This window comes from Streptomyces sp. NBC_01241 (assembly GCF_041435435.1).
Taxonomy (GTDB): domain Bacteria; phylum Actinomycetota; class Actinomycetes; order Streptomycetales; family Streptomycetaceae; genus Streptomyces.
Window position 1 is genome coordinate 6,462,954 of the sequence record NZ_CP108494.1, and the last position, 22,182, is coordinate 6,485,135.

Annotated in this window: 19 protein-coding genes and 1 riboswitch; of the genes, 13 read left to right on the forward strand and 6 right to left on the reverse strand. The window is 71.7% G+C overall.

From position 1 onward, the window contains the following. The first annotated feature begins 189 nt into the window (after positions 1 to 189). The 4 genes from OG306_RS29065 (at position 190) to OG306_RS29080 (ending at position 5,233) form a co-directional block, all read left to right on the forward strand. Positions 190 to 1,572 carry a M16 family metallopeptidase gene (locus OG306_RS29065; protein ID WP_266749167.1) on the forward strand — a complete coding sequence of 461 codons (1,383 nt, stop codon included), beginning with the start codon at positions 190 to 192 and terminating at the stop codon, positions 1,570 to 1,572. Between the two features lie 26 nt (positions 1,573 to 1,598). Then, positions 1,599 to 2,981, forward strand: a complete 1,383-nt coding sequence (locus tag OG306_RS29070) for a M16 family metallopeptidase (RefSeq protein ID WP_266907580.1) — start codon at positions 1,599 to 1,601, stop codon at positions 2,979 to 2,981. A gap of 329 nt (positions 2,982 to 3,310) precedes the next feature. Further along, positions 3,311 to 3,478, forward strand: a riboswitch (cyclic di-AMP (ydaO/yuaA leader). A gap of 12 nt (positions 3,479 to 3,490) precedes the next feature. Further along, positions 3,491 to 4,252, forward strand: a complete 762-nt coding sequence (locus OG306_RS29075; RefSeq protein WP_266749169.1) for a M23 family metallopeptidase — start codon at positions 3,491 to 3,493, stop codon at positions 4,250 to 4,252. 279 nt (positions 4,253 to 4,531) lie between these two features. Beyond that, a complete protein-coding gene (locus OG306_RS29080) occupies positions 4,532 to 5,233 on the forward strand; it encodes a GntR family transcriptional regulator (protein WP_266749170.1) in 702 nt (233 codons plus the stop codon). A 198-nt stretch (positions 5,234 to 5,431) separates the two neighbouring features. On the opposite strand, the gene OG306_RS29085 is transcribed toward OG306_RS29080, so the two are convergent. Then, positions 5,432 to 5,713 carry an HPr family phosphocarrier protein gene (locus tag OG306_RS29085; protein ID WP_266749172.1) on the reverse strand — a complete coding sequence of 94 codons (282 nt, stop codon included), beginning with the start codon at positions 5,711 to 5,713 and terminating at the stop codon, positions 5,432 to 5,434. Between the two features lie 173 nt (positions 5,714 to 5,886). On the opposite strand from OG306_RS29085, the gene OG306_RS29090 reads away from it, so the two are divergent. The 5 genes from OG306_RS29090 to OG306_RS29110 all read left to right on the forward strand — a co-directional run bounded on the left by OG306_RS29090 (position 5,887) and on the right by OG306_RS29110 (position 12,417). Then, entirely contained in the window at positions 5,887 to 8,859 is a 2,973-nt protein-coding gene (locus tag OG306_RS29090) for a GNAT family N-acetyltransferase (RefSeq protein ID WP_266905198.1), read from the forward strand. A gap of 140 nt (positions 8,860 to 8,999) precedes the next feature. Continuing rightward, positions 9,000 to 9,596 carry a DUF5998 family protein gene (locus OG306_RS29095; protein ID WP_266749175.1) on the forward strand — a complete coding sequence of 199 codons (597 nt, stop codon included), beginning with the start codon at positions 9,000 to 9,002 and terminating at the stop codon, positions 9,594 to 9,596. Beyond that, entirely contained in the window at positions 9,596 to 10,783 is a 1,188-nt protein-coding gene (locus tag OG306_RS29100) for an alkaline phosphatase family protein (RefSeq protein ID WP_266749177.1), read from the forward strand. The genes OG306_RS29095 and OG306_RS29100 overlap by 1 nt, the downstream gene beginning before the upstream one ends. Before the next feature lie 66 nt (positions 10,784 to 10,849). Then, the gene (locus OG306_RS29105; RefSeq protein ID WP_266749178.1) at positions 10,850 to 11,500 is read left to right on the forward strand and encodes a thymidine kinase; all 651 of its coding nucleotides are present in this window, start codon (positions 10,850 to 10,852) and stop codon (positions 11,498 to 11,500) included. 44 nt (positions 11,501 to 11,544) lie between these two features. Then, a complete protein-coding gene (locus OG306_RS29110; RefSeq protein WP_266905196.1) occupies positions 11,545 to 12,417 on the forward strand; it encodes a PaaX family transcriptional regulator in 873 nt (290 codons plus the stop codon). 21 nt (positions 12,418 to 12,438) lie between these two features. On the opposite strand, the gene OG306_RS29115 is transcribed toward OG306_RS29110, so the two are convergent. After that, the gene (locus OG306_RS29115; protein ID WP_266749181.1) at positions 12,439 to 13,224 is read right to left on the reverse strand and encodes a VOC family protein; all 786 of its coding nucleotides are present in this window, start codon (positions 13,222 to 13,224) and stop codon (positions 12,439 to 12,441) included. Between the two features lie 235 nt (positions 13,225 to 13,459). On the opposite strand from OG306_RS29115, the gene OG306_RS29120 reads away from it, so the two are divergent. Continuing rightward, positions 13,460 to 14,287 carry a sulfurtransferase gene (locus tag OG306_RS29120; RefSeq protein ID WP_266749182.1) on the forward strand — a complete coding sequence of 276 codons (828 nt, stop codon included), beginning with the start codon at positions 13,460 to 13,462 and terminating at the stop codon, positions 14,285 to 14,287. A 164-nt stretch (positions 14,288 to 14,451) separates the two neighbouring features. Here OG306_RS29120 and sepH read toward each other — a convergent pair whose 3' ends face one another. Further along, positions 14,452 to 15,513 carry a septation protein SepH gene (sepH, locus tag OG306_RS29125; RefSeq protein ID WP_266749184.1) on the reverse strand — a complete coding sequence of 354 codons (1,062 nt, stop codon included), beginning with the start codon at positions 15,511 to 15,513 and terminating at the stop codon, positions 14,452 to 14,454. Between the two features lie 496 nt (positions 15,514 to 16,009). Between sepH and OG306_RS29130 the strand changes: the two genes are divergently transcribed. After that, on the forward strand, positions 16,010 to 17,041 hold the full coding sequence (locus OG306_RS29130; protein ID WP_371665709.1) for a hypothetical protein: 1,032 nt from the start codon (positions 16,010 to 16,012) through the stop codon (positions 17,039 to 17,041). Positions 17,042 to 17,054: 13 nt separating this feature from the next. Here OG306_RS29130 and OG306_RS29135 read toward each other — a convergent pair whose 3' ends face one another. Together OG306_RS29135 and OG306_RS29140 are read right to left on the reverse strand one after the other, a co-directional pair. After that, positions 17,055 to 18,377, reverse strand: a complete 1,323-nt coding sequence (locus OG306_RS29135; RefSeq protein WP_266749187.1) for a D-arabinono-1,4-lactone oxidase — start codon at positions 18,375 to 18,377, stop codon at positions 17,055 to 17,057. Beyond that, a complete protein-coding gene (locus OG306_RS29140) occupies positions 18,334 to 19,581 on the reverse strand; it encodes an MFS transporter (protein ID WP_266749188.1) in 1,248 nt (415 codons plus the stop codon). Before OG306_RS29140 ends, OG306_RS29135 begins: the two co-directional genes overlap by 44 nt. Before the next feature lie 153 nt (positions 19,582 to 19,734). Between OG306_RS29140 and OG306_RS29145 the strand changes: the two genes are divergently transcribed. Beyond that, positions 19,735 to 20,862, forward strand: coding sequence for a ferrochelatase (locus tag OG306_RS29145; RefSeq protein ID WP_327258676.1), 1,128 nt, complete (start codon positions 19,735 to 19,737; stop codon positions 20,860 to 20,862). Positions 20,863 to 20,895: 33 nt separating this feature from the next. Further along, positions 20,896 to 21,714, forward strand: coding sequence for an inositol monophosphatase family protein (locus tag OG306_RS29150; RefSeq protein WP_266749190.1), 819 nt, complete (start codon positions 20,896 to 20,898; stop codon positions 21,712 to 21,714). 79 nt (positions 21,715 to 21,793) lie between these two features. Here OG306_RS29150 and OG306_RS29155 read toward each other — a convergent pair whose 3' ends face one another. Next, a complete protein-coding gene (locus OG306_RS29155; protein ID WP_266749192.1) occupies positions 21,794 to 21,967 on the reverse strand; it encodes a hypothetical protein in 174 nt (57 codons plus the stop codon). Between the last annotated feature and the right edge of the window lie 215 nt (positions 21,968 to 22,182).

A 22,182-nucleotide genomic window follows, 5' to 3' on the forward strand; every position in this document is an offset into this window, starting at 1 on the left:
ATCGCCGACCTCGACCCGTCCCAAGAGGCGTTCCCGGCCCCTGCCGAGGGGTTTCACGCCCCGTCCCGCGGGGATGCGCCCCTCTTTCACGCGAACTTCCGCGGTATGGGAACTTCGCCAGGTGTCTGCGCGCTTGCTTACAGTGGCAGGTCTCGCAGGAATTCCATTATCGCGATCGAAGGGACGTACATGCCCATGGGTCACACGGCCACAGCCCAGGCCGGCTCCGGCGGCTTGACAGCGACCGAGCACCGTCTGGCCAACGGCCTGCGCGTGGTGCTCTCCGAGGACCATTTGACCCCGGTCGCCGCGGTCTGCCTCTGGTACGACGTCGGTTCGCGCCACGAGGTCAAGGGACGCACCGGTCTGGCTCACCTCTTCGAGCACCTGATGTTCCAGGGCTCCGGCCAGGTGAAGGGGAACGGACACTTCGAGCTGGTGCAGGGGGCCGGCGGTTCGCTCAACGGGACCACCAGCTTCGAGCGCACCAACTACTTCGAGACGATGCCCACGCACCAGTTGGAGCTGGCCCTCTGGCTCGAGGCGGACCGGATGGGCTCGCTGCTCGCCGCGCTCGACGAGGAGTCCATGGAGAACCAGCGCGACGTCGTCAAGAACGAGCGCCGCCAGCGCTACGACAACGTCCCCTACGGCACGGCGTTCGAGAAGCTGACGGCCCTGGTCTACCCAGAGGGCCACCCGTACCACCACACGCCGATCGGCTCGATGGCGGACCTGGACGCCGCGACCCTGGAAGACGCGCGCACCTTCTTCCGTACGTATTACGCGCCCAACAACGCGGTGCTTTCGGTCGTCGGTGACATCGACCCCGAGCAGACGCTCGCCTGGATCGAGAAGTACTTCGGCTCCATCCCGTCCCACGACGGCAAGCAGCCGCCCCGGGACGGCACGCTCCCCGAGATCATCGGCGAGCAGCTGCGTGAAGAGGTGCACGAGGAGGTCCCGGCACGGGCGCTGATGGCCGCCTACCGGCTGCCGCCCGACGGCGCCCGCGAGTGCGACGCGGCGGACCTCGCGCTCACCGTGCTCGGCGGCGGCGAGTCGTCGCGGCTGCACAACCGTCTGGTCCGCCGTGACCGTACGGCCGTGGCGGCCGGGTTCGGGCTGCTCCGGCTGGCCGGTGCGCCCTCCCTCGGCTGGCTGGACGTCAAGACGTCCGGCGGCGTCGAGGTGCCGCAGATCGAGGCCGCTGTCGACGAGGAGCTCGCCCGGTTCGCCGCCGAAGGCCCCACGCCCGAGGAAATGGAGCGTGCGCAGGCCCAGTTGGAGCGCGAGTGGCTGGACCGGCTCGGTACGGTGGCGGGCCGCGCCGACGAACTCTGCCGGTTCGCCGTGCTGTTCGACGACCCGCAGCTCGCCCTGACCGCCGTACAGCGGGTGCTCGATGTCACCGCTGAAGAGGTCCAGGCGGTCGCCAAGGCCCAGCTGCGCCCCGACAACCGGGCGGTGCTGGTCTACGAACCGGCCGAATCGGCCGAGCCCGCGGAATCACCGGACACCGATGAGACCGAAGCCGACGATACCGACGCGCACGAAGGAGCGGACAAGTGACCGACGCTGCCGCGACTGGAGTTTCGATGCAGTTCCACCCGCAGCCGGCCCCCGGCGTCGCCCGCCCGTGGGCCTTCCCCGCACCGGAGCGCGGCGCCCTGCCCAATGGCCTCACGGTGCTGCGCTGCCAACGTCCCGGCCAGCAGGTCGTGGCGGTCGAGATCGTCCTGGACGCCCCGTTGGACGCCGAGCCCGAGGGCCTCGACGGCGTGGCCACGATCATGGCGCGGGCGCTCTCCGAGGGCACCGACAAGCACACGGCCGAGGAGTTCGCCGCCGAGCTGGAGCGCTGCGGCGCCACCCTCGACGCGCACGCCGACCACCCCGGCATCCGGGTCTCCCTGGAGGTCCCGGCCTCCCGACTGGCCAAGGCGCTCGCGCTGGTCGCCGAGGCGCTGCGGGCGCCCGCCTTCGCCGACAGCGAGGTCGAGCGGCTGGTACGCAACCGGCTCGACGAGATCCCGCACGAGCAGGCCAACCCGGCCCGCCGCGCCGCCAAGCAGCTCTCCAAGGAGCTCTTCCCGGCCACGGCGCGCATGTCGCGCCCACGCCAGGGCACCGAGGAGACGGTGGAGCGGATCGACTCGTCGGCCGTGCGTGCCTTCTTCGACGCCCACGTCAGGCCGTCCACGGCAACCGCCGTGGTCGTCGGTGACCTCACCGGCATCGACCTGGACGCCCTGCTCGCCGACACCCTCGGCGACTGGGCGGGCGACACCGCCGAGCCCCGCCCCGCCCCGCCGATCACCGCGGACGACAGCGGTCGGGTGGTGATCGTCGACCGTCCGGGCGCGGTGCAGACGCAGCTGCTGATCGGCCGGATCGGCCCCGACCGGCACGACAGCGTATGGCCGGCTCAGGTGCTCGGCACGTACTGCCTGGGCGGCACGCTCACGTCCCGGCTGGACCGGGTGCTGCGCGAGGAGAAGGGCTACACGTACGGCGTGCGGGCCTTCGCCCAGGTGCTGCGCTCGTCGGCCCCGGATTCCGCCTCGGGGGCGACGGGTGCCGCGATGCTCGCCATCAGCGGATCCGTCGACACGGAGTCCACCGGACCGGCCCTGAAGGACCTGTGGACGGTCCTGCGGGCCCTGGCCGCTGAGGGGCTGACCGACGAGGAGCGCGAGACGGCCGTGCAGAACCTCGTCGGTGTCGCACCGCTGAAGTTCGAGATGGCGGCCTCCGTCGCCGGCACCCTCGCAGACCAGGTCGAGCAGCACCTCCCGGACGACTACCAGGCACACCTGTACGCCCGGCTCGCGGAGACCGGCACGGTCGAGGCGACCGCGGCGGTGGTCAACGCCTTCCCGGGCGACCGGCTGGTCACGGTCCTCGTCGGTGACGCGGCGCAGATCGAGGAACCGGTCCGGGCGCTGGACATCGGAGAGGTGTCGGTGGTCACCGGCTGACGGGCGTACCTGTCGCGGGCGCGGGAGGCGGCCTGACGGGATGGCCGGCCCGTCAGGCCGCGACAGTTCGCTTGTGACGGGTCACCTGTGACGGCCCACCGGTCGCCCGGTCCACCAACCCGTCGCATGTCTGCATACCGGGACAAGAGGAATACCCCTGTGAGTGAGATCTCGCCGGGGTATTCCTTTTTGTCCGTTCTGGTGGAGAGGTTGCCTGTCTGCCCTGTGGGATGCGCTACAAAACAGCCTGTCCGTTTGGTGAATGAAAGTGACCCCGCTTAGCGTCGGCCGGGCTGTCCGTCACTCGTATGCCGCATCCGCGACGTACCGGACAGTCATCGCCGAGTCCCCGTCAGGCGCGAGCCTGGGGAGCCGGGGACCCACGAAGTCCCTGGGGTGAATCGGATGCCTGAGCCTCACCGAGGCCGAGTAGTCCGTAGGAGACCTTCCTGCTCCGAACCCGTCAGCTAACCCGGTAGGCGAGAAGGAAGGAAAGGACCAGCCACTTCATGGCGTTCACCCGTGCCACCGGGAAGCATCGTGCCCCGAGTCGACTGACGCGCAGGAGCGCGAAGATCGCCGGCGTCGCGGCCCTGGCCACCACCGGCGTCATCGGCGGCGCGGCCTCTCCGGCCCTCGCAGCGGACACCGGGGTCACCTCCGTCGGCGAGACCGGCCTGAACCAGGTCATCGGCATCGACAGCGCCCTCGCCGACCAGATAGAGGCCCAGGCCGCCGCACAGCAGCACCAGGCCGATGCCGCGGCGAAGGAGAAGGCGGAGGCCGAGGCCGAAGCGAAGCGCGCGGCCGAGGCGCGGGCGGAGAAGGCGCGTGCCGCCCGGTCCGCCGAGCGCACCCGCCTGGGCGCCTTCCGGCTCCCGGTCGCAGGTTCGTACGTCACCACCGGCTACAAGTCCAGTGGCTCGCTCTGGTCGTCCGGCAGCCACTCGGGCATCGACTTCCACGCCGCGTCCGGCAGTTCTGTCGTCGCCGTCGGTGCCGGTACGGTCGTCGAGGCCGGCTGGGGCGGCGCGTACGGCAACAACATCGTGCTCCGGATGACGGACGGCACGTACACGCAGTACGGCCACCTCTCCTCGATCGGCGTCTCCGTCGGCCAGAGCGTCGGCGCGGGCGAGCGGATCGGGCTCTCCGGCTCGACCGGCAACTCCACGGGCCCGCACCTCCACTTCGAGGCCCGGACGACGCCGTCGTACGGCTCCGACATGAACCCCGTCGCCTACCTGCGCGCCCACGGCGTCAACGTCTGACCGAAGCCGCCCGTCCCACCTGCAGCACCTCTTCGAAGGCCCCGGCACACACCGGGGCCTTCGCTGTGCCCGGCCTTCCCTGTGCCCGGCCTTCGCCGTGCCTGGCCTCTGTGTCTGCCCGTGGTGCCCGCCTGCAGTACATGCCCGCCGAGTCGCTCCGTGGCCAAAAGATATTCATGAATTTCCACCCGGCATCGGAAATTCGACCGCACTGCAATAGGGTCGCAGAACAGGCGTCGGCCGGCCGCGTTTCGCGGGGATTAAGGCGGAGGTTCGGACATGCGCATTCCCGCGCATGCGGTATGCACGGCAATCCGTGACGACATCGTCTCCGGTGTCTTCGAACGCGGCAGCCGGCTCACAGAGGAGTCGTTGGCGCGTCGATACGGGGTCTCCCGCGTCCCGGTACGGGAAGCGCTGCGCACCCTGGAGTCCGAGGGCTTCGTGGTCACCCGGCGGCACGCGGGCGCGTGCGTGGCCGAGCCGACCCGACAGGAGGCCGCCGACCTGCTGGAGGTCCGGATGCTGCTGGAGCCGCTGGCCGCCGCGCGCGCCGCGCAGCGCCGCACCGAGGCGCATCTGAAGGTGCTGCGCGGTCTGGTCCGGCTCGGCCAGGAGCGGGCCAGGCGGGGCGAGGGGGAGGATCTGCGCCCGCTGGGCGGCTGGTTCCACGAGACGTTGGTGCAGGCCTCCGGCAGTCCCGGCCTGATCGCGCTGCTCACCCAGCTCCGGCACAAGATCGCCTGGATGTACGCGGTCGAGCAGCCGGCCTGCCCGGCGGATTCCTGGGCCGAGCACGGAGCCGTCGTGGACGCGGTGGCGCGCGGTGACGCGGAACGGGCCAGGGCGCTGACCGCCCAGCACGCCGAACGGGCCGCGGCCGCGCACCGGCTGCGCCGCGTCGACCGGCCGGACCGCCGGCCCACGGTCCCACGCACCGGCCGGACCGCCGGCTCCCGGCCTCACGCACCGGCCGGGTGAGGGCTTCGCAACATCCCGTAAACACCACGGGCATCCGGCATTAATAATTACGCCGTATACAAAGAGTTGTCATTCCGTGCGGCTTCCTTCGGGCTGTCCGAATTATCTTCGCTCTTCATTTTTCACGAAGTTTCGCCCGAGAAAGCGAAAGAGCCGCGGACCCGGTCAAGGGGTCGCGGCTCTTTCGTAGAAAACGGGTCAGACGGTCTCCGGCAGCTCATCGAGCCCCTCGGCGACCAGCTTCGCCAGACGGTCCAGGGCGGCTTCCGAATCGTCGGCCTCGGATGCGAGCACGATCTCCTCGCCGCCGTGCGCGCCGAGACCGAGCACCGCGAGCATCGAGGCGGCGTTCACCGGGTTGCCATCCGCCTTGGCGATCGTCACGGGGACGCCGGAGGCCGTGGCGGCACGGACGAAGATGGAAGCGGGGCGGGCGTGCAGGCCCTCGGCCCATCCGACGTTGACGCGGCGCTCAGCCATGGTTCTGCCCTTCAGAATTCAACAGTTGTCTAGACCAGTCTCTCACGCAGTGCGCGATGCTCCAGGCCGACCCGCGGCAGGCCCGCAGCCCGTGCTTTACCGCCGTTCGGCCCCCTCAGACTGCCCCGGCCCCGGGACCTACGCGACCGCTGACGGAGCCGTAGTCTTTGCCCATGCAGCCCTCGTCGCAGCAGAGTCCGCAGCACGCGTATCCCGACCACTGGGAAGCGGACGTGGTCCTCCGCGACGGCGGAACCGCGCGGATCCGGCCCATCACCACGGACGACGCCGAACGGCTGGTCAGCTTTTACGAGCAGGTCTCCGACGAGTCGAAGTACTACCGCTTCTTCGCTCCGTACCCCCGTCTGTCCGACCGGGACGTGCACCGCTTCACCCATCACGACTACGTCGACCGGGTGGGGCTCGCGGTCACGGTCGGCGGCGAGTTCATCGCGACCGTCCGCTACGACCGGATCGACGAGCGGGGCAGGCCCGCCTCCGCGCCCGCCGACGAGGCCGAGGTCGCCTTCCTCGTCCAGGACGCGCACCAGGGCCGGGGGGTGGCCTCGACGCTCCTCGAACACATCGCCGCCGTCGCCCGCGAGCGCGGCATCCGCCGTTTCGCGGCCGAGGTGCTGCCCGCCAACACCAAGATGATCAAGGTGTTCCGGGATGCCGGATACACCCAGCAGCGCAGCTTCGAAGAGGGCTCCGTCCACCTCACCCTGGACCTCGAACCCACCGCCGAGTCCCTCGCCGTCCAGCGCGCCCGTGAGCAGCGGGCCGAGGCGCGTTCCGTGCAACGGCTGCTCGCGCCCGGTTCCGTCGCCGTCATCGGCGCCGGCCGCACTCCCGGAGGGGTCGGCCGCACCGTCCTGCGCAATCTTCTCGGGGCCGGATTCACCGGTCGTACGTACGCCGTGAACCGCTCCTTCGCCGCCGACCAGGGCACGATCGACGGGGTGCCCGCCCACCGTTCGATCGGCGAGATCGACGAACCGGTCGACCTCGCGGTCGTCGCCGTCCCCGCCGACCGCGTTCCCGAGGCCGTCGCCGACTGCGGCGAGCACGGTGTCCAGGGGCTGGTCGTCCTCTCCGCCGGATATGCCGAATGGGGCGCCGAGGGCAGGGAGCGACAGCGTGAACTGGTCCGCCAGGCGCGCTCGTACGGGATGCGGATCATCGGACCGAACGCCTTCGGCGTCATCAACAACGCCGAGGCCGTCCGGCTGAACGCCTCCCTCGCCCCCGAGCCGCCCGCTCCCGGACGCATCGGCCTCTTCACCCAGTCCGGAGCGATCGGTATCGCGCTGCTCTCCGGGCTCTACCGGCGCGGCGCCGGCCTCTCCACCTTCATCTCCGCGGGCAACCGCGCCGACATCTCGGGCAACGACTTCCTGCAGTACTGGTACGAGGACCCGGACACGGATGTCGCCCTGCTGTACCTCGAATCGCTCGGCAACCCCCGCAAGTTCACCCGCCTCGCCCGGCGCACCGCGGCCGTGAAGCCCGTGGTCGTCGTGAAGGGCGCCCGGCACAGCGGCTCCACGCCACCCGGCCATGCGGTGCCGGTCAGCCGGATCCCGGACGCGACGGTCTCGGCGCTCATGCGGCAGGCGGGCGTCATCCGCGTCGACACGGTGACGGAGATGGTCGATGCGGGCCTCCTCCTCGCCGACCAGCCGCTCCCCGCGGGCCCACGGGTCGCGATCCTCGGCAACTCCGAGTCGCTCGGTCTGCTCACGTACGACGCCTGCCTGGCCGAGGGGCTCCGCCCGCGCCGGCCCCTCGACCTCACCACCGCCGCGACCCCGCAGGACTTCCGGGACGCCCTGGCCGAGGCCCTCGCCGATGACGGCTGCGACTCCGTGATCGTGACGGCGATCCCGTGGGTGGGCGAGGACGGCGAGGCGGAACCGGGCGACGGAGAGGTACTGGCGACCGCCCTGCACGCGGCCGCGACCGCCGGTCCCGCCAAGCCGGTGGCCGTCGTGCACGTGGAGATCGGCGGCCTGGCCGAGGCTCTCGCCGCGGCCACCAGCACGGTCGCGCAGCCGCGCCCTTCGAAGCAGCCCTCCGCGGCCGCGACGTCCCCGCGCGCCGGAGCCGCCGCCACCGCGACCGGCTCCGCACCGGCGCACACCCCTTCAGTGCCCGGCCCCGCCCCGGCGCACACCGCTTCCACCCCCGGCAGCGGCGCGGTCACCGCAACCACGGGCACGGACAGCAAGGACCGCGCCGAACCCGCCCCCGGCTCCCGCCCCCGTACCGGCCGGATCCCCGCCTACCCCGCCGCCGAGCGGGCCGTGCGCGCCCTGGCCGAAGCGGTCCGGTACGCGCAGTGGCGACGACAGGCCGCCGCGCCCGGCAAGGTGCCCGAGTTCCTCGACGACACCATCGACGAACAGGGCGCCGCCGACCTGATCGACACCCTGCTCGGCCCGGACCCCGACCCGAGGGGCAGGCCGCTCGCGCACGACGAGGCGCGCGAACTCCTGGGCCGCTACGGCATCACCGTACGACCGACGCTTGCGGCCCCCGACCCCGAAGCCGCCGTCGCCGCGGCGGCACGGCTCGGCTACCCCGTGGCGCTCAAGACCACCGCACCCCATCTGCGCCACCGCGCCGACCTCGGCGGCGTGCGGCTGGACCTCGCCAACGAGAGCGCGCTGCGCCGGGCCTACGGCGAACTGACCGACCTGCTCGGCAAGCCCGCCGAACTCCGGCCGGTCGTCCAGGCCATGGCGCCGCGCGGCGTCGACACCGTCGTGCGGGCCACGATCGACCCGGCGGCGGGCGCCGTCCTCTCCTTCGGGCTCGCGGGCGCGCCCTCCGAACTCCTCGGCGACACCGCCCACCGCCTCGTTCCGGCCACCGATCGCGACGCCGCGGAGCTGATCCGGTCCATCCGGGCGGCTCCGGTGCTGTTCGGCTGGCGGGGCGCGGCGCCCGTGGACACCGCGGCGCTCGAAGAGCTGCTGCTGCGGGTGTCCCGGCTGGTCGACGACCACCCCGAGGTGGTCTCCATCGCCCTGGAACCGGTCGTGGTCGCCCCGCAGGGGCTGACCGTTCTCGGCGCGAGCGTCCGGCTCTCGCCGCCCCCGGCCCGCACCGACCTCGGCCCCCGCCGCCTCCCCAACTACTGACCGGCCACCGACCGGACGGCACCGATTCGTCCCCGGCCGTCGGACGAGCCCGAAAGCACAGGTCCCTCCGGCGCGCGAGCCCCGGTCGCCCTGCCGGACATCGTTCCCGGCAGTCATCCGCCCCCCGTAGGATGGTCCTCATGGCTAAGACCGGTACGACGACCCAGGGGCTGCGCGCGGCGATCGAGCGCAGTGGCTACTACCCGGCCCTCGTGGCCGAGGCGGTGGAGGCCGCCGTGGGCGGTGAGCCGGTCGCTTCGTACCTGGTGCACCAGGAGACCACCTTCGACTCCAACGAGGTGCGCCGCCACGTCACGGTCCTGGTCCTGACCGACACCCGCTTCATCGTCAGCCACACCGACGAGCAGAACGCGGACACCAGCTCCCCGACGCCGTACGCCACCACCTCCACGGAGTCGGTCAAGCTCGACCGGATCTCGTCGGTCGTGGTCAGCCGCGTCGTCGCCAACCCGGAGAAGTACGTACCGGGCACGCTGCCCCGCGAGGTCGTCCTCACCATCGGCTGGGGCGCGGTCTCCCGTATCGACCTGGAGCCGGCCGCCTGCGGCGACCCCAACTGCGAGGCCGACCACGGCTACACCGGCAGTTCCACCGCCGACGACCTGAGCCTGCGGGTCAGTGAGGCCGGTGACGGCCCGGACACCGTGCGCCAGACCCTCGCCTTCGCGCAGTCCCTCTCCGAGGCCACGGCCGTGACCGCGGCGTCCGGCCGCTGATGGTTCAGCCGGCCTGGCAGGACCCCGTCCTCCTCCCCGTCGACACCGCACCCGTTCCCGAGTACGGCAGCGGCTCGCTCGCCGATCTGCTGCCCACGCTCGCCGCCGGACAGGGCGTGCCCGGCTTCACCGCGACGATCCCCGAACTCACCCCCGCCGACCGGAACTGCGTGTTCCTGATCGACGGCCTCGGCTGGGAGCAGATCAAGGCCCACCCGGACGAGGCACCGTTTCTGCACTCCCTGCTCCCCACCTCGCGCGGCGGCACCGGCCGCCCGGTTACGGCGGGCTTCCCGGCCACCACCGCGACGTCACTCGCCTCGGTCGGTACCGGACTTCCGCCGGGGGAGCACGGCCTTCCCGGCTACACCGCGCGCAATCCGGAGACCGGCGAGCTGATGAACCAGCTGCGCTGGCAGCCCTGGACGCCGCCGAAGGCCTGGCAGCCGTACCCCACCGTCTTCACGCTCGCCGACGCCGCGGGGGTGCGCACCGCCCAGGTCTCCGCCCCCGCCTTCGAGCAGACCCCGCTCACCAAGGTCGCACTCAGCGGGGGCTCGTTCCTCGGGCGGCTCTCCGGCGAGGAGCGGATGGACGTCGCCGCCGAGCGGCTTGCCGCGGGTGACCGGTCGCTCGTCTACACGTACTACAGCGAGGTCGACGGGAAGGGTCACCGCTTCGGTGTCGACTCCGACGCCTGGCGCGGGCAGCTGATGTACGTGGACGGCCTGGCCCGGCGCCTGGCCGAGCAGCTCCCGCCCCGCTCGGCGCTGTACATCACCGCCGATCACGGCATGATCGACATCCCCTTCGACGAGCAGTCCCGGATCGACTTCGACGAGGACTGGGAGCTGCGCGCGGGCGTCGCCCTGCTCGGCGGCGAGGGCCGGGCCCGTCATGTGTACGCGGTCCCGGGCGCCGAGAGCGATGTGCTGACCGTCTGGCGGGAAGTGCTCGGCGAGCAGTTCTGGGTGGCGAGCCGGGACGAAGCGATCGCGGCCGGCTGGTTCGGCCCGAAGATCGATGAACGCGTACACGGCAGGATCGGCGATGTCGTCGCCGCCGCCCACGACGACGTAGTGATCACCGCCTCGGTCAATGAGCCGCACGAGTCCGCGATGGTGGGCATGCACGGCTCGATGACCCCCGTCGAGCAGCTCGTCCCCCTGCTCGAAGTACGCTCGTAGCCGCGTTTTCCCCGCCTCAGTCTCCCCTGGACTGCTTCGCCCCGCCCGAAAGGTGCTCAGCCCCTCATGCCCGAGCTTGTGTTCTTCTCCGGAACGATGGACTGCGGAAAGAGCACGCTGGCGCTGCAGATCGGCCACAACCGTTCGGCCCGTGGCCTGCAGGGCGTGATCTTCACCCGTGACGACCGGGCGGGGGAGGGCAAGCTCTCCTCGCGTCTGGGGCTGGTCACCGAGGCCGTCGAGGCCGACGAGGGCATGGATCTGTACGCGCACCTCGTCGACCACATAAGCCGGGGCGGCCGGGCGGACTACGTGATCGTGGACGAGGCGCAGTTCATGGCTCCCGTCCAGATCGACCAGCTCGCCCGGGTCGTCGACGACCTGGGCATGGACGTCTTCGCGTTCGGTATCACCACCGACTTCCGGACCAAGCTGTTCCCCGGATCCCAGCGGCTGATCGAACTGGCCGACCGGGTCGAGTCCCTCCAGGTCGAAGCCCTCTGCTGGTGCGGGGCACGGGCCACGCACAACGCCCGTACGGTCGGCGGCGAGATGGTCGTCGAAGGCGCCCAGGTGGTGGTCGGGGACGTCAACCAGCAGGCGGACGAGGTTGGTTACGAGGTGCTCTGCCGACGCCACCACCAGCGCAGGACGACCAGCGCGAGCGCCCGCGCGGGCTCCCTCTCGCCGGACGTGCTGCCCGTCACCTCCGCCTGAACCCGTCCCTCCGGGCGTCCGGCACGGATGCTTAGGATGACGCTGTGAACACGGTGAGCGGAACAGAGGCCGAGTCCGAACCGGGCTCACTGGGCAAGGTGCAGCCGCGGCAGCTGATCGTGACGGTCTACGGGCTGTACGCGCGCGACACCGGCGGCTGGATGTCCGTGGCCTCGCTGATCCAGCTGCTCGCCGACCTCGGCGTCGAGGCGCCGACCGTACGGTCCTCGGTCTCGCGGCTGAAGCGCGCCGGACTGCTCGAAGCCGAATCGGTGTCCGGAGCGGCCGGGTACCGGATCTCGCCCGAGACCGAGCGCATTCTGCGCGACGGCGATCCGCGCATCTTCGCGGCCCGAAGGGCCACCGTGGACGAGGGCTGGGTGCTGGTCGTCTTCTCCGTACCCGAGTCCGAACGCGCCAAGCGGCACACCCTGCGCACCCAGCTGACCCGGCTCGGTTTCGGTTCCGTGTCCGCCGGTGTGTGGATCGCGCCGGGACATGTGCACGGCGAGGCGGAGGACATGCTGGCCCGGCACGGGCTGCGCTCGTACGCCGACCTCTTCCGGGCCGACTATCTCTCCGTGGCCGGGGGCGGGGACGGGGGCCTGCCCGCGAAGGTGCGCTCCTGGTGGGACACCGTCCGACTGCAGCGGCTGTACGTCGCATTCCTTGCGGCACACCGTCCGGCGGCCGAGCGGATCGCCGGTGGCAGCCCGCTGACGGACCGCGAGGCGTTCACGACGTACATCAGGGTCCTCACCGACTGGCGCCGGCTCGTCTACCTCGACCCCGGTGTCCCGCGTGAACTGCTACCGGCCGAGTGGAGCGGAACCGAGGCGTCCGAGCTCTTCGACGAGCTGCACACCCGGCTGGCCGGCCCCGCCCACCGGCACGTGGAACGGCTCCGGACCGGCTGACCCGCCCCGCGGCCCGGTGGCTCAGCGAGCGGCCGACCGTACGATCGTGAACACCGCGCCCTCCGGGTCCGCCACGGTCGCCACCCGGCCGTTCGCCCCCTCCCGGGGCGGTTGCAGGATGTATCCGCCGAAATCCACCACACGATGCGTTGCCTCGTCGGTGTCGTCGACCTCGAAGTACGTCATCCAGTGCGGGCCGCGGTCGCGTGGCAGGGCGCGGCCGACACCGTGCAGCGAGGCCACCGGACGGCCGTGCAGACGAAGGGTCTGGTAGTCGAAGTCGGCCGAGACGATTGCCTCCGCCTCGTAGCCGAAAACCGTCTGGTAGAACTTGCAGACCATCGACGTCTCGCGGGTCACCAACTCGTTCCAGACCGGTGTGCCATGGGTGCCCGCGAACGCCGTACCGACGTGCGCGGCGGCCTGCCAGATTCCGAAGACCGCGCCGCTGGGGTCGGAAGCGATGGCGAGCCGGCCCGCCTCACCCGCATCACCCGAGTCGAGCGGCCCGACGGCGACCGTGCCACCGCAGGAACGGATCACTTCCGCCGTGGCGTCGGTGTCGTCGGTGGCCAGATAGGTCGTCCAGGCGACCGGCAGATGGCGATCGGGCGGCAACTGCCCGATGCCCGCGACCACTTTCCCGTCGATCAGCGCACGTACATACGGACCCAGCTGGTCCGGTCCGGGCACGAACTCCCAACCGAACAGCCGGGCGTAGAAGTCCTGGGTCGTGCTCAGGCCGTGCACGAGCAGACTCACCCAGCAAGGTGTTCCGGGCATGCGTCGGGCTGCAGCCTCCGTCATCGTCACTCTCTCCTCGGACCATCGTGGTGGCCGTACGGGGGGGGAACGGGGCCGGTGTGCCGCCATGCGGCACAGGATGTGAACGCCCCGTGGAGATGTTTGCACCACCCGGCGCACCAGGTGCCCCGGCCGCGCCGTACTTTCCGGGATCTCGACGGCGGTGGACCGATTTGGTGTGGAACGTCCGCCTGGGTGCTGTTACGAGTGGGCAGGCTCCTGCGCGAGGATGGCACCCATGAAGCCCATCATCACCGCATCCGAATGCGTGAGCGAGTCGGCGGGGCCACGTCCGCCGGTGCTCCTGGACGTACGTTGGCAGCTGGGCGGCCCGCACGGCCGCCCCGACTACGAGGCCGGGCACATCCCCGGTGCGGTCTTTGTCGACCTGGACGCGGAACTCGCCGGTCCGGCAGGCAGCGGCGGCCGTCACCCGCTGCCCGACCCGGAGGAATTCGGTGCGGTGATGCGCCGGGCCGGTGTCTTTCGGGACACTCCGGTGGTCGTGTACGACGGTGGCCAGGGCTGGGCGGCGGCCCGCGCGTGGTGGCTGTTGCGCTGGACGGGGCATGCGGACGTCCGGGTCCTCGACGGCGGTCTCGCGGCCTGGCAGGGGGACCTCGAAACGGACGTCCCGACGCCGGCCGAGGGCGACTTCCGGCCGGTCCCCGGTGCGCTGCCGTTGCTGGACGCGGACGGGGCGGCGGCGCTGGCCCGCTCCGGTCTGCTGCTCGACGCGCGGGCCGCGGAGCGCTACCGGGGCGATGTGGAGCCGATCGACCGGGTGGGCGGCCATATCCCGGGCGCCGTGTCGGCGCCGACCTCCGAGAACACGGGGGACGACGGCCGGTTCCTGCCCGCGCCGTCGTTGGCGGCCCGTTTCAAGGGCCTCGGCGCGGACCGGGCGCCGGAGGTCGGCGTCTACTGCGGCTCCGGTGTCTCCGGCGCCCACGAGGTGCTGGCCCTGGCCGTCGCGGGGATCCCCGCGGCGCTGTACGCGGGCTCCTGGTCCGAGTGGTCCGCCGACGAGTCCCGCCCGGTGGCCAAGGGCCCCGACCCGCAGTAACAGAGCCGGCACCGGCCACCGCGACCGGAACCGCCGTAACGGGATCCGGTCGCACGGGGCGCACGCGGCGCGAAGAGCGGCGCCCCCGGCGCACCGGGCGCAGACGGCACGAGGGCCCGTACGCAACGGCGTACGGGCCCTCGTCATGCTGCGGTCACCCCGCCTCAGTCCTGTTTCTTCCGGCGCGTACCGAAGACGATCTCGTCCCAGCTCGGTACGGCGGCCCGGCGGCCCGGCCGGACGCCGTCCGCCTCGGCCTGGCGGTCCGTCGTCCCGGTCAGCCGGTCGCGATGACCGGCCACCGCCCGCGGCATGAGCACGTCCGCATAGGCGGAACCGGCACCGGCGGAGGCCGCCGCGGCCGGCGGCTCGTCGGCCTCCGGTTCCTGCGCGGCGGGCTCGATGGCGGGCGGCTCGGGCTGCGTGGGACGCTCCGGCACCACCATGTCGCCGCGGAAGCTGGGCACCGCCTCCAACAGGCTGGTCAGCGAATCGCGCTCACTGGCCGAGATGCCGCCGATGTGCTCGTCCGGCTCGGGCACCGGGGCTGTGGGGCGCTCCATCTGGCGGTCCAGGGCGCGGTCCAGCGGCCGGTCGCGGGGCAGCCGGGCGATCCGGGGCACGAACGGGAAGCTCGGCTCGGGCGCGGCGACGTCGTCGGTCTCGCCGATCAGCGACCGGGCCTCGTCGTCCACGGCCTGGACCAGCCGGCGCGGCGCGTCGTACGTCCAGCTCGCCGAGTGAGGCTCGCCCGCGACCCGGTAGACGAGCAGGACCTCCCAGGTGCCGTCGTCACGGCGCCACGAATCCCACTGGACGGTCTCCTTGTCGGCGCCGCGCAGCAGCAGCCGCTCCTGCACCGCCTCGCCGAGCTGGGGGCCGGTGTTCTCGCCGGGACGGCGCACGGGAGTCTTCCGGGCCCGCTCGGCCATGAAGGCGCGCTCCGCGAGCACGGGGCCCTCGAAGCGGCGGACACGGTCGACCGGAATCCCGGCGAACTGGGCGACCTCCTCCGCGGAGGCGCCGGCTCGTATCCGGGCCTGGATGTCGCGGGGGCGGAGATGGCTCTCCACCTCGATCTCGATCTGGCCGAGCCGCGCGCGGTCGTTGCGCACGGCGGCTCGCAGCCGCTCGTCGATCGGAAGCGTGTACTCCGTGCTGTCCGCAGCCTTGAGCACCAGTCGTGTGCCGTCGTTGGAGACGGCCACGACACGCAGTTCGGGCATGGGGACCTCCCGGGTGGTGCCTGCCGACGTCACGTGCGTCGCTGCTTCCGCTAGTCGAGTGTGGCCTGCCCGGGTGCAGCCTGCCACAACATTGCCGTGTTGCCCGGCGTGTCGGGCGTGAGCCCTTGATCGCCGGTATGACACGGTGACCTATTGTGCAACACGAAGTGACCGATGGTCACCTCGTGTAGCCAGTCCCCGTGCAATGACGTGGCGCCGCCGGATCGAGTGCCTCCTTCGGCCCCCTCCCGAAGATTCCGGACACCCACGTGGGAGTCCGGCCCCAGGGCTCGCCACAGTACTCCATTCGGGCCATGTGGGTGGACCGCCGCGCCGCCGAACTTCTCGTGAGGCGTGGGAGCCGAGTCGCCCGGCAGGGCGTGCAGCGCCTGCGTGCGTGTCCTGCTTCACAGAATCTCCCGAAGCGGAACTATTCACTTCGCTCACATGTCCCTTCCTGTTGCATGGTGGGAGAGATGTCAATCAAGGGCTGGAAATGGTGCAGAAGCCGGAAAGTGACATAGAACCCAAGGAAAGGCGTATAGATCTGAGTCTGCCTCAGGTGGCGGGCAGCGCCGTGGCGGCGGTTGCGGCAGCGGTGGCGGCCTCTCAGCTGGGCGTGTACGGAACGATCCTCGGCGCCGGAGTCATGAGCGTCGTCGCCACCTGCGGCGGTTCGCTCTTCCAGCACTTTTTCCGCCGTACCGGGGAACAGATCCGCGAGGTGACGGTCCAGGCCAAGCAGCCGGGCCGTGAGGTGACCGTGCAGACGCGTGGGGCGAGCGACCCGCATGCGGTGTACGGGGTGCGACGACCGCCGGCCGGAATGCCCGACGGAGCCATGGACGCGACCACGATGATGCGCGCTGTGGACGCCGCGACCATGCGCGGTGGGACGGACGCCACGACCGTACTGCGCAAAGTGGCGGACGATCCGGACCGTACGCGGCTGCTGAGGCCGCTCGACGGGACGCGGTCGCTCGACCCGGTCCGTCCGGAGCCGGACGAGGAGTTCTCCGAAGCCACCACCCACGGCACCCGGATCCGCGGCTGGAAGCGGTCGGCGCTCGGGGCGGCCGTGGTCTTCGCCGTGACGATGGCCGGGATCACCACGTTCGAGCTGGTCTCCGGCAATGGTCTGAGCGGCGGTCAGGGAACCACCGTCGGCTCCGTCGTACGCGGGGAGCGGGGCGCCGGATCGCACGACCCGGCACCGGCGACCGGCACCGACCCCGGCCCCGGCCAGGAGCGGAGCCCGGACCAGGAGAGCGGCGCGACACCCGGTACGGACTCGCAGGGCGGGCAGAGTCGGAGCCCGGACTCCGGTCAGGGCGACCGTTCCCCCGCGGATCCGACGCCCAGCCCCACGCCGTCCGGCAACACCGGACAGACGAACCCGTCCCCGGCGGCCACGCCGTCCCCAGTTGTGCCCGGCGACGGCGGCACCGCCGCTCCGAACCCCACGGGCGCGGGCGACGCCCCGCTGCAGGGCGACCGCGCCACCACGGGCACGGGCACCGGACAGTGAACGGCCGCGCCGCTCAGTCGCCCAGCACCCGGCGCAGATAGTCGTTGCCGAAAAGCCGGTCCGGGTCGAGCCGGTCGCGTACGGCGGTGAACTCGCCGAACCGCGGGTACACCCCGGCGAGGTACTCGGCGTCGCGGGTGTTGACCTTGCCCCAGTGCGGGCGGCCCGCGTGGGCGGTCATGATCCGTTCGACGGCCGTGAAGTAAGCCTGGTACGGCGTGCCCTTGTACAGATGGACGGCGATGTACGCGCTCTCCCGGCCCGAGGCCGTGGAGAGCGCGATGTCGTCCGCGGGGGCGGTACGCACCTCCACCGGGAAGCTGATCCGCAGCGGTGAACGCTCCACCATCGCCTTGACCTCGCGCAGCGCCTCCACAGCGGCCTCGCGCGGCAGCGCGTACTCCATCTCCACGAAACGGACCCGGCGCGGGCTCGTGAAGACCTTGTACGGGATGTCGGTGTACGTACGGGCGGACAGGGCGCGACTGGAGAGCTTGGCGATCGACGGAATGGTGGCGGGGACCGCCCGGCCCAGCGAACACGCCACCTGGAAGATCCCGTTGGAGAGGAGCTCGTCCTCGATCCAGCCGCTGACCTTCCCGGGCGGAGCGGCGGGGCCCGCGCTGCGGTTGTTGCGCTTGGTGTTGCAGTTGCCGGTGTGCGGGAACCAGTAGAACTCGAAGTGCTCGTTGTCGGCGACCAACTCGTCGAAGCCGGCCGTGACCCGGTCGAAGCTCATCGGTTCCTCACGGGCCGTCAGCAGGAAGACCGGTTCCACGGCGAAGGTGATCGCCGTGACGACACCCAGGGCGCCGAGCCCGATCCTCGCGACGGCGAAGATGTCGGCGTTCTCCTTGTCCGAACAGGTCAGCACCGTGCCGTCGGCCGTGACCAGTTCGAGGGCGCGGATCTGCGCGGATATGGACGCCGAGTCACGGCCGGTGCCGTGGGTGCCGGTCGAGGTGGCTCCGGCGACCGTCTGCTCCATGATGTCGCCCATGTTGGTGAGCGACAGGCCCTCCCGTGCCAGGGCGGTGTTCAGCCGCTTCAGCGGAGTACCGGCCTCGACGGTCACGGTCATCGCCTCGCGGTCGATCTCCCGGATGCCGGTGAGGAGATCGGGGCGGACCAGCACGCCGTCGGTGGCCGCCGTCGCGGTGAAGGAGTGTCCGGTGCCGACCGGCTTCACCCGCAGGCCGTCCTCGGACGCCCGGCGCAGTACTTCGGCGAGCTCCGCCACGGAGGCGGGGGACACGGACCGTACCGGGCGGGAGCTGACATTCCCCGCCCAGTTACGCCACGCGTTCGTCGTCGTCCGTGCGTCGGTGTCGGTCATCTTCCGCGTGCCCTTCCGTAGGAACCGGCCCGCTGAGCCGGCGATACCCCAGGAACGCCACCGCGGCCGCGAGCGCTCCCGCCACGGCGGGCACTGCGTACCCCGCCTCGGCTCCCGAGGCGTCGACCACCCAGCCGGCGGCCGAGGAGCCGAGCGCCACACCGACGGCGAGCCCGGTGCTGGTCCAGGTCATGCCCTCGGTCAGTTTCGTGCGCGGTACGTGCTGCTCGACGAGGGCCATGGTGGTGACCATCGTCGGTGCGATGGCGAGGCCCGCGACAAAGAGCGCCACGGCCAGAAACGGGAGGCTCCCGGCCAGTTGGAGGGGGATCATACTCACGGCCATCGCGCACACGCCCACCAGCCACCGGGTGGACGCCTTCCCCTTGAGGCGCAGCAGGCCGAAGACGGCGCCGGCCAGGCAGGAGCCCAGCGCGTACACGGCCAGCACGAGGCTCGCCGCGGCCTTGTGGCCCTGTTCCTCGGCGAACGCCACCGTCACCACGTCGACCGCCCCGAAGATCGCACCGGTCGCCACGAACGTCACCACGAGCACCTGGAGGCCCCGGGCGCGCAGCGCGGTGCCGCCGGTGTGCTGCTCGCGCGGATGCGGCACCGGCTCGGTGGCGCGCTGCGCGGTCAGCCAGAAGACGCCGACCAGCAGGAACCCGGCCGCGATGAGCGGCCCCGCCTCGGGGAACCAGGCGGTGGACAGACCGATCGAAATGATCGGACCGAAGATGAAGCACACCTCGTCGACGATCGACTCCCACGAGTACGCGGTGTGCAGCTGCTGCGGCGAACCCCGGTAGATCTCGGCCCAGCGCGCCCGGATCATCGAACCCACGCTGGGGACGCAGCCCGCGCCCGCCGCGAAGACGAAGAGTGACCAGTCCGGCAGCCGCTGCTGCGCGCAGATCAGCAGACCGGCCACCGCCGCCAGCGCGACGAAGGTGGCGGGACGCAGGACGCGGCGCTGGCCGTGCCGGTCGACGAGCCGGGAGATCTGCGGCCCGATCACCGCCGCCGACATCGCCAGCGTCGCGGAGAGCGCGCCGGCGAGCCCGTAACGGCCGGTGAGCTGCGAAACCATGGTCACCACGCCGATGCCCATCATGGACAGCGGCATCCGGCCGAGGAATCCGGCCGCCGAGAACCCCTTGGTGCCGGGGGCGGCGAAAATCGCGCGGTAGGGACTGGGCAAGTAAGGCTCCGGAACAGCGCGATCGCACGCGCCTGTAATGCGTGAATGTGGCCGGTACAGCTTACGGTCGGGGTGGTCGGTCCGACACGGGGGTCGGCCGGGGGACCGACGTCGGTGGGAGCGCTGTCCGAGGCGAGTGGCAGGATCGCTGTCATGTCCGATCTGCGCGACCCCGCTCCCTACGACGCCCTGCTGCTACTTTCCTTCGGCGGCCCCGAAGGCCCGGACGACGTGGTCCCGTTCCTGGCGAACGTGACCCGTGGCCGCGGCATCCCCGAGGAGCGGCTGAAGGAGGTCGGCGAGCACTACTTCCTGTTCGGCGGCGTCAGCCCGATCAACGCCCAGAACAGAGCCCTGCTGGACGCCCTGCGCAAGGACTTCGCGGAGCACGGACTCGACCTGCCGGTGTACTGGGGCAACCGCAACTGGGCGCCGTACCTCACCGACACCCTGCGCGAGATGATCAAGGACGGGCGCCGCCGCGTCGCGGTCCTCGCCACCAGCGCCTACGCCTCGTACTCGGGCTGTCGGCAGTACCGCGAGAACCTCGCCGAGTCACTGGCCGCGCTGCAGGCCGAGGGCCTGCCCGTGCCCCGGGTCGACAAGCTCCGGCACTACTTCAACCATCCCGGTTTCGTACGGCCCATGGTGGACGGTGTCCTCGCCTCCCTGGCCGATCTCCCCGAGGACGTACGGGCCGCAGCGCACCTCGCGTTCACCACGCACTCCATCCCCACCTCCGCCGCCGACACCTCCGGCCCCGTCGCGGAGCACGGCGACGGCGGCGCCTATGTCGCCGAGCACCTGGACGTCGCCCGCCTGATCGTCGACGCGGTGCGCGAGGAGACCGGAGTCGAGCACCCCTGGCAGCTCGTCTACCAGTCGCGCAGCGGCGCCCCGCACATCCCGTGGCTGGAGCCCGACATCTGCGACCACCTGGAGACGCTGCACGGAGACGGCGTGCCCGCGGTGGTGATGGCCCCCATCGGTTTCGTCTCGGACCACATGGAAGTGCTGTACGACCTCGACACGGAGGCCACCGCGAAGGCCGCCGAGCTCGGGCTTCCGGTGCGCAGGTCCGCGACCGTGGGCGCCGATCCGCGGTTCGCCGCGGCCGTGCGCGACCTGGTCCTGGAGCGTGCCGCCACCGAACAGGGGCGTGGTGCCCAGCGGTGCGCGCTGGGGGCGCTCGGCCCGAGCCATGACCTCTGCCCGGTCGGCTGCTGCCCGGCCCGGGTCCTCAAGCCCGCGGCCGCGGGCGCCGACAGCCCGTACGCGTAGCCCCTGCCGTATGCCTGGAGACTCTGGAGCGCTGTGACCGACCCGAACCTGTCCGAACTGCTCGACCTCGCCCTGGAGGCCGCCCGCCGCGCCGGTGCGCTGCTGCGCGACGGCCGCCCCGCCGACCTGGGGGTGGCCGCGACCAAGTCCAGCCCCATCGACGTCGTCACCGAGATGGACATCGCCGCCGAGAAGCTGATCACCGGCTTCCTGACCGAGCGCCGTCCCCAGGACGGCTTCCTCGGCGAGGAGGGGGCCAGCGCGGAGGGCAGCAGCGGTGTCCGCTGGGTCATCGACCCGCTCGACGGCACCGTGAACTACCTGTACGGACTGCCCACGTGGGCCGTCTCCATCGCCGCCGAACGGGACGGCGAGCGGGTCGTGGGCGTCGTGGAGGCCCCGATGCGCCGTGAGACGTACCAGGCGGTGCTCGGCGGCGGTGCCCACGCGAGGGGCGGCGTGTACGGCGAGGGCACCGCGCTGCGCTGCCGGTCCGCGCCGCCGCTCGACCAGGCGCTCGTCTCGACCGGCTTCAACTACGTCGGTCACGTCCGTGCGCACCAGGCGGACGTCGCCCAGCAGCTCATTCCGCGGCTGCGGGACATCCGGCGCAGCGGTTCCGCCGCGGTGGACCTCTGCGATGTGGCCGCGGGGCGCCTCGACGGCTACTACGAGCGCGGGCTCCACCCGTGGGACCTGGCGGCCGGCGACCTCATCGCCCGCGAGGCGGGGGCGTACACCGGCGGTCGTCCCGGGCGGCCCGCCGACGGAGACCTGACGGTCGCCGCGACGCCGGGTGTCTTCGAGCCGCTGCAGGCCCTGCTGGAGGAGCTCGGCGCCTGGCACGACTAGAACCGGTCGTCCGGGTCCTCCCGGCGCGCGAGAGGGGCCCCTGACGCCGGATACGGCATCAGGGGCCCCTCTCGCGCGCTCAGGCGCTGGTGGCGCCGATTTCGACGCCGTGTTCGGCGGCGAGGCGGTGCAGGTCGTCCAGCTCGCCCTGCTCGACATCCGCGAGGAAGTCGTCGCCCGTCTCCCGAGCTTTCGTGAGGTCGGACTCGGTGGTCTTGATGCGTTGCAGCAGACCGGCGGTGAAAGCGTCCATAATGCGCCCCCTCATCGTGGGTCGGTGGCACGGGGGTGTGCCCGGGTTTCCCTCCGCACGGAGGCGGTAGGGCGGGTGATCACGCGCTCTCCGGGGACGGAGTGGCCTGTGGCACGCCACATTCGAGGCGTGATCGCGGGTGTGCATGCGTCCTCCCCGGCACCAAGCTCAGAGAAACCTCAACTGGCCCGGAAATCCTGTGGATTCCCCGGGGC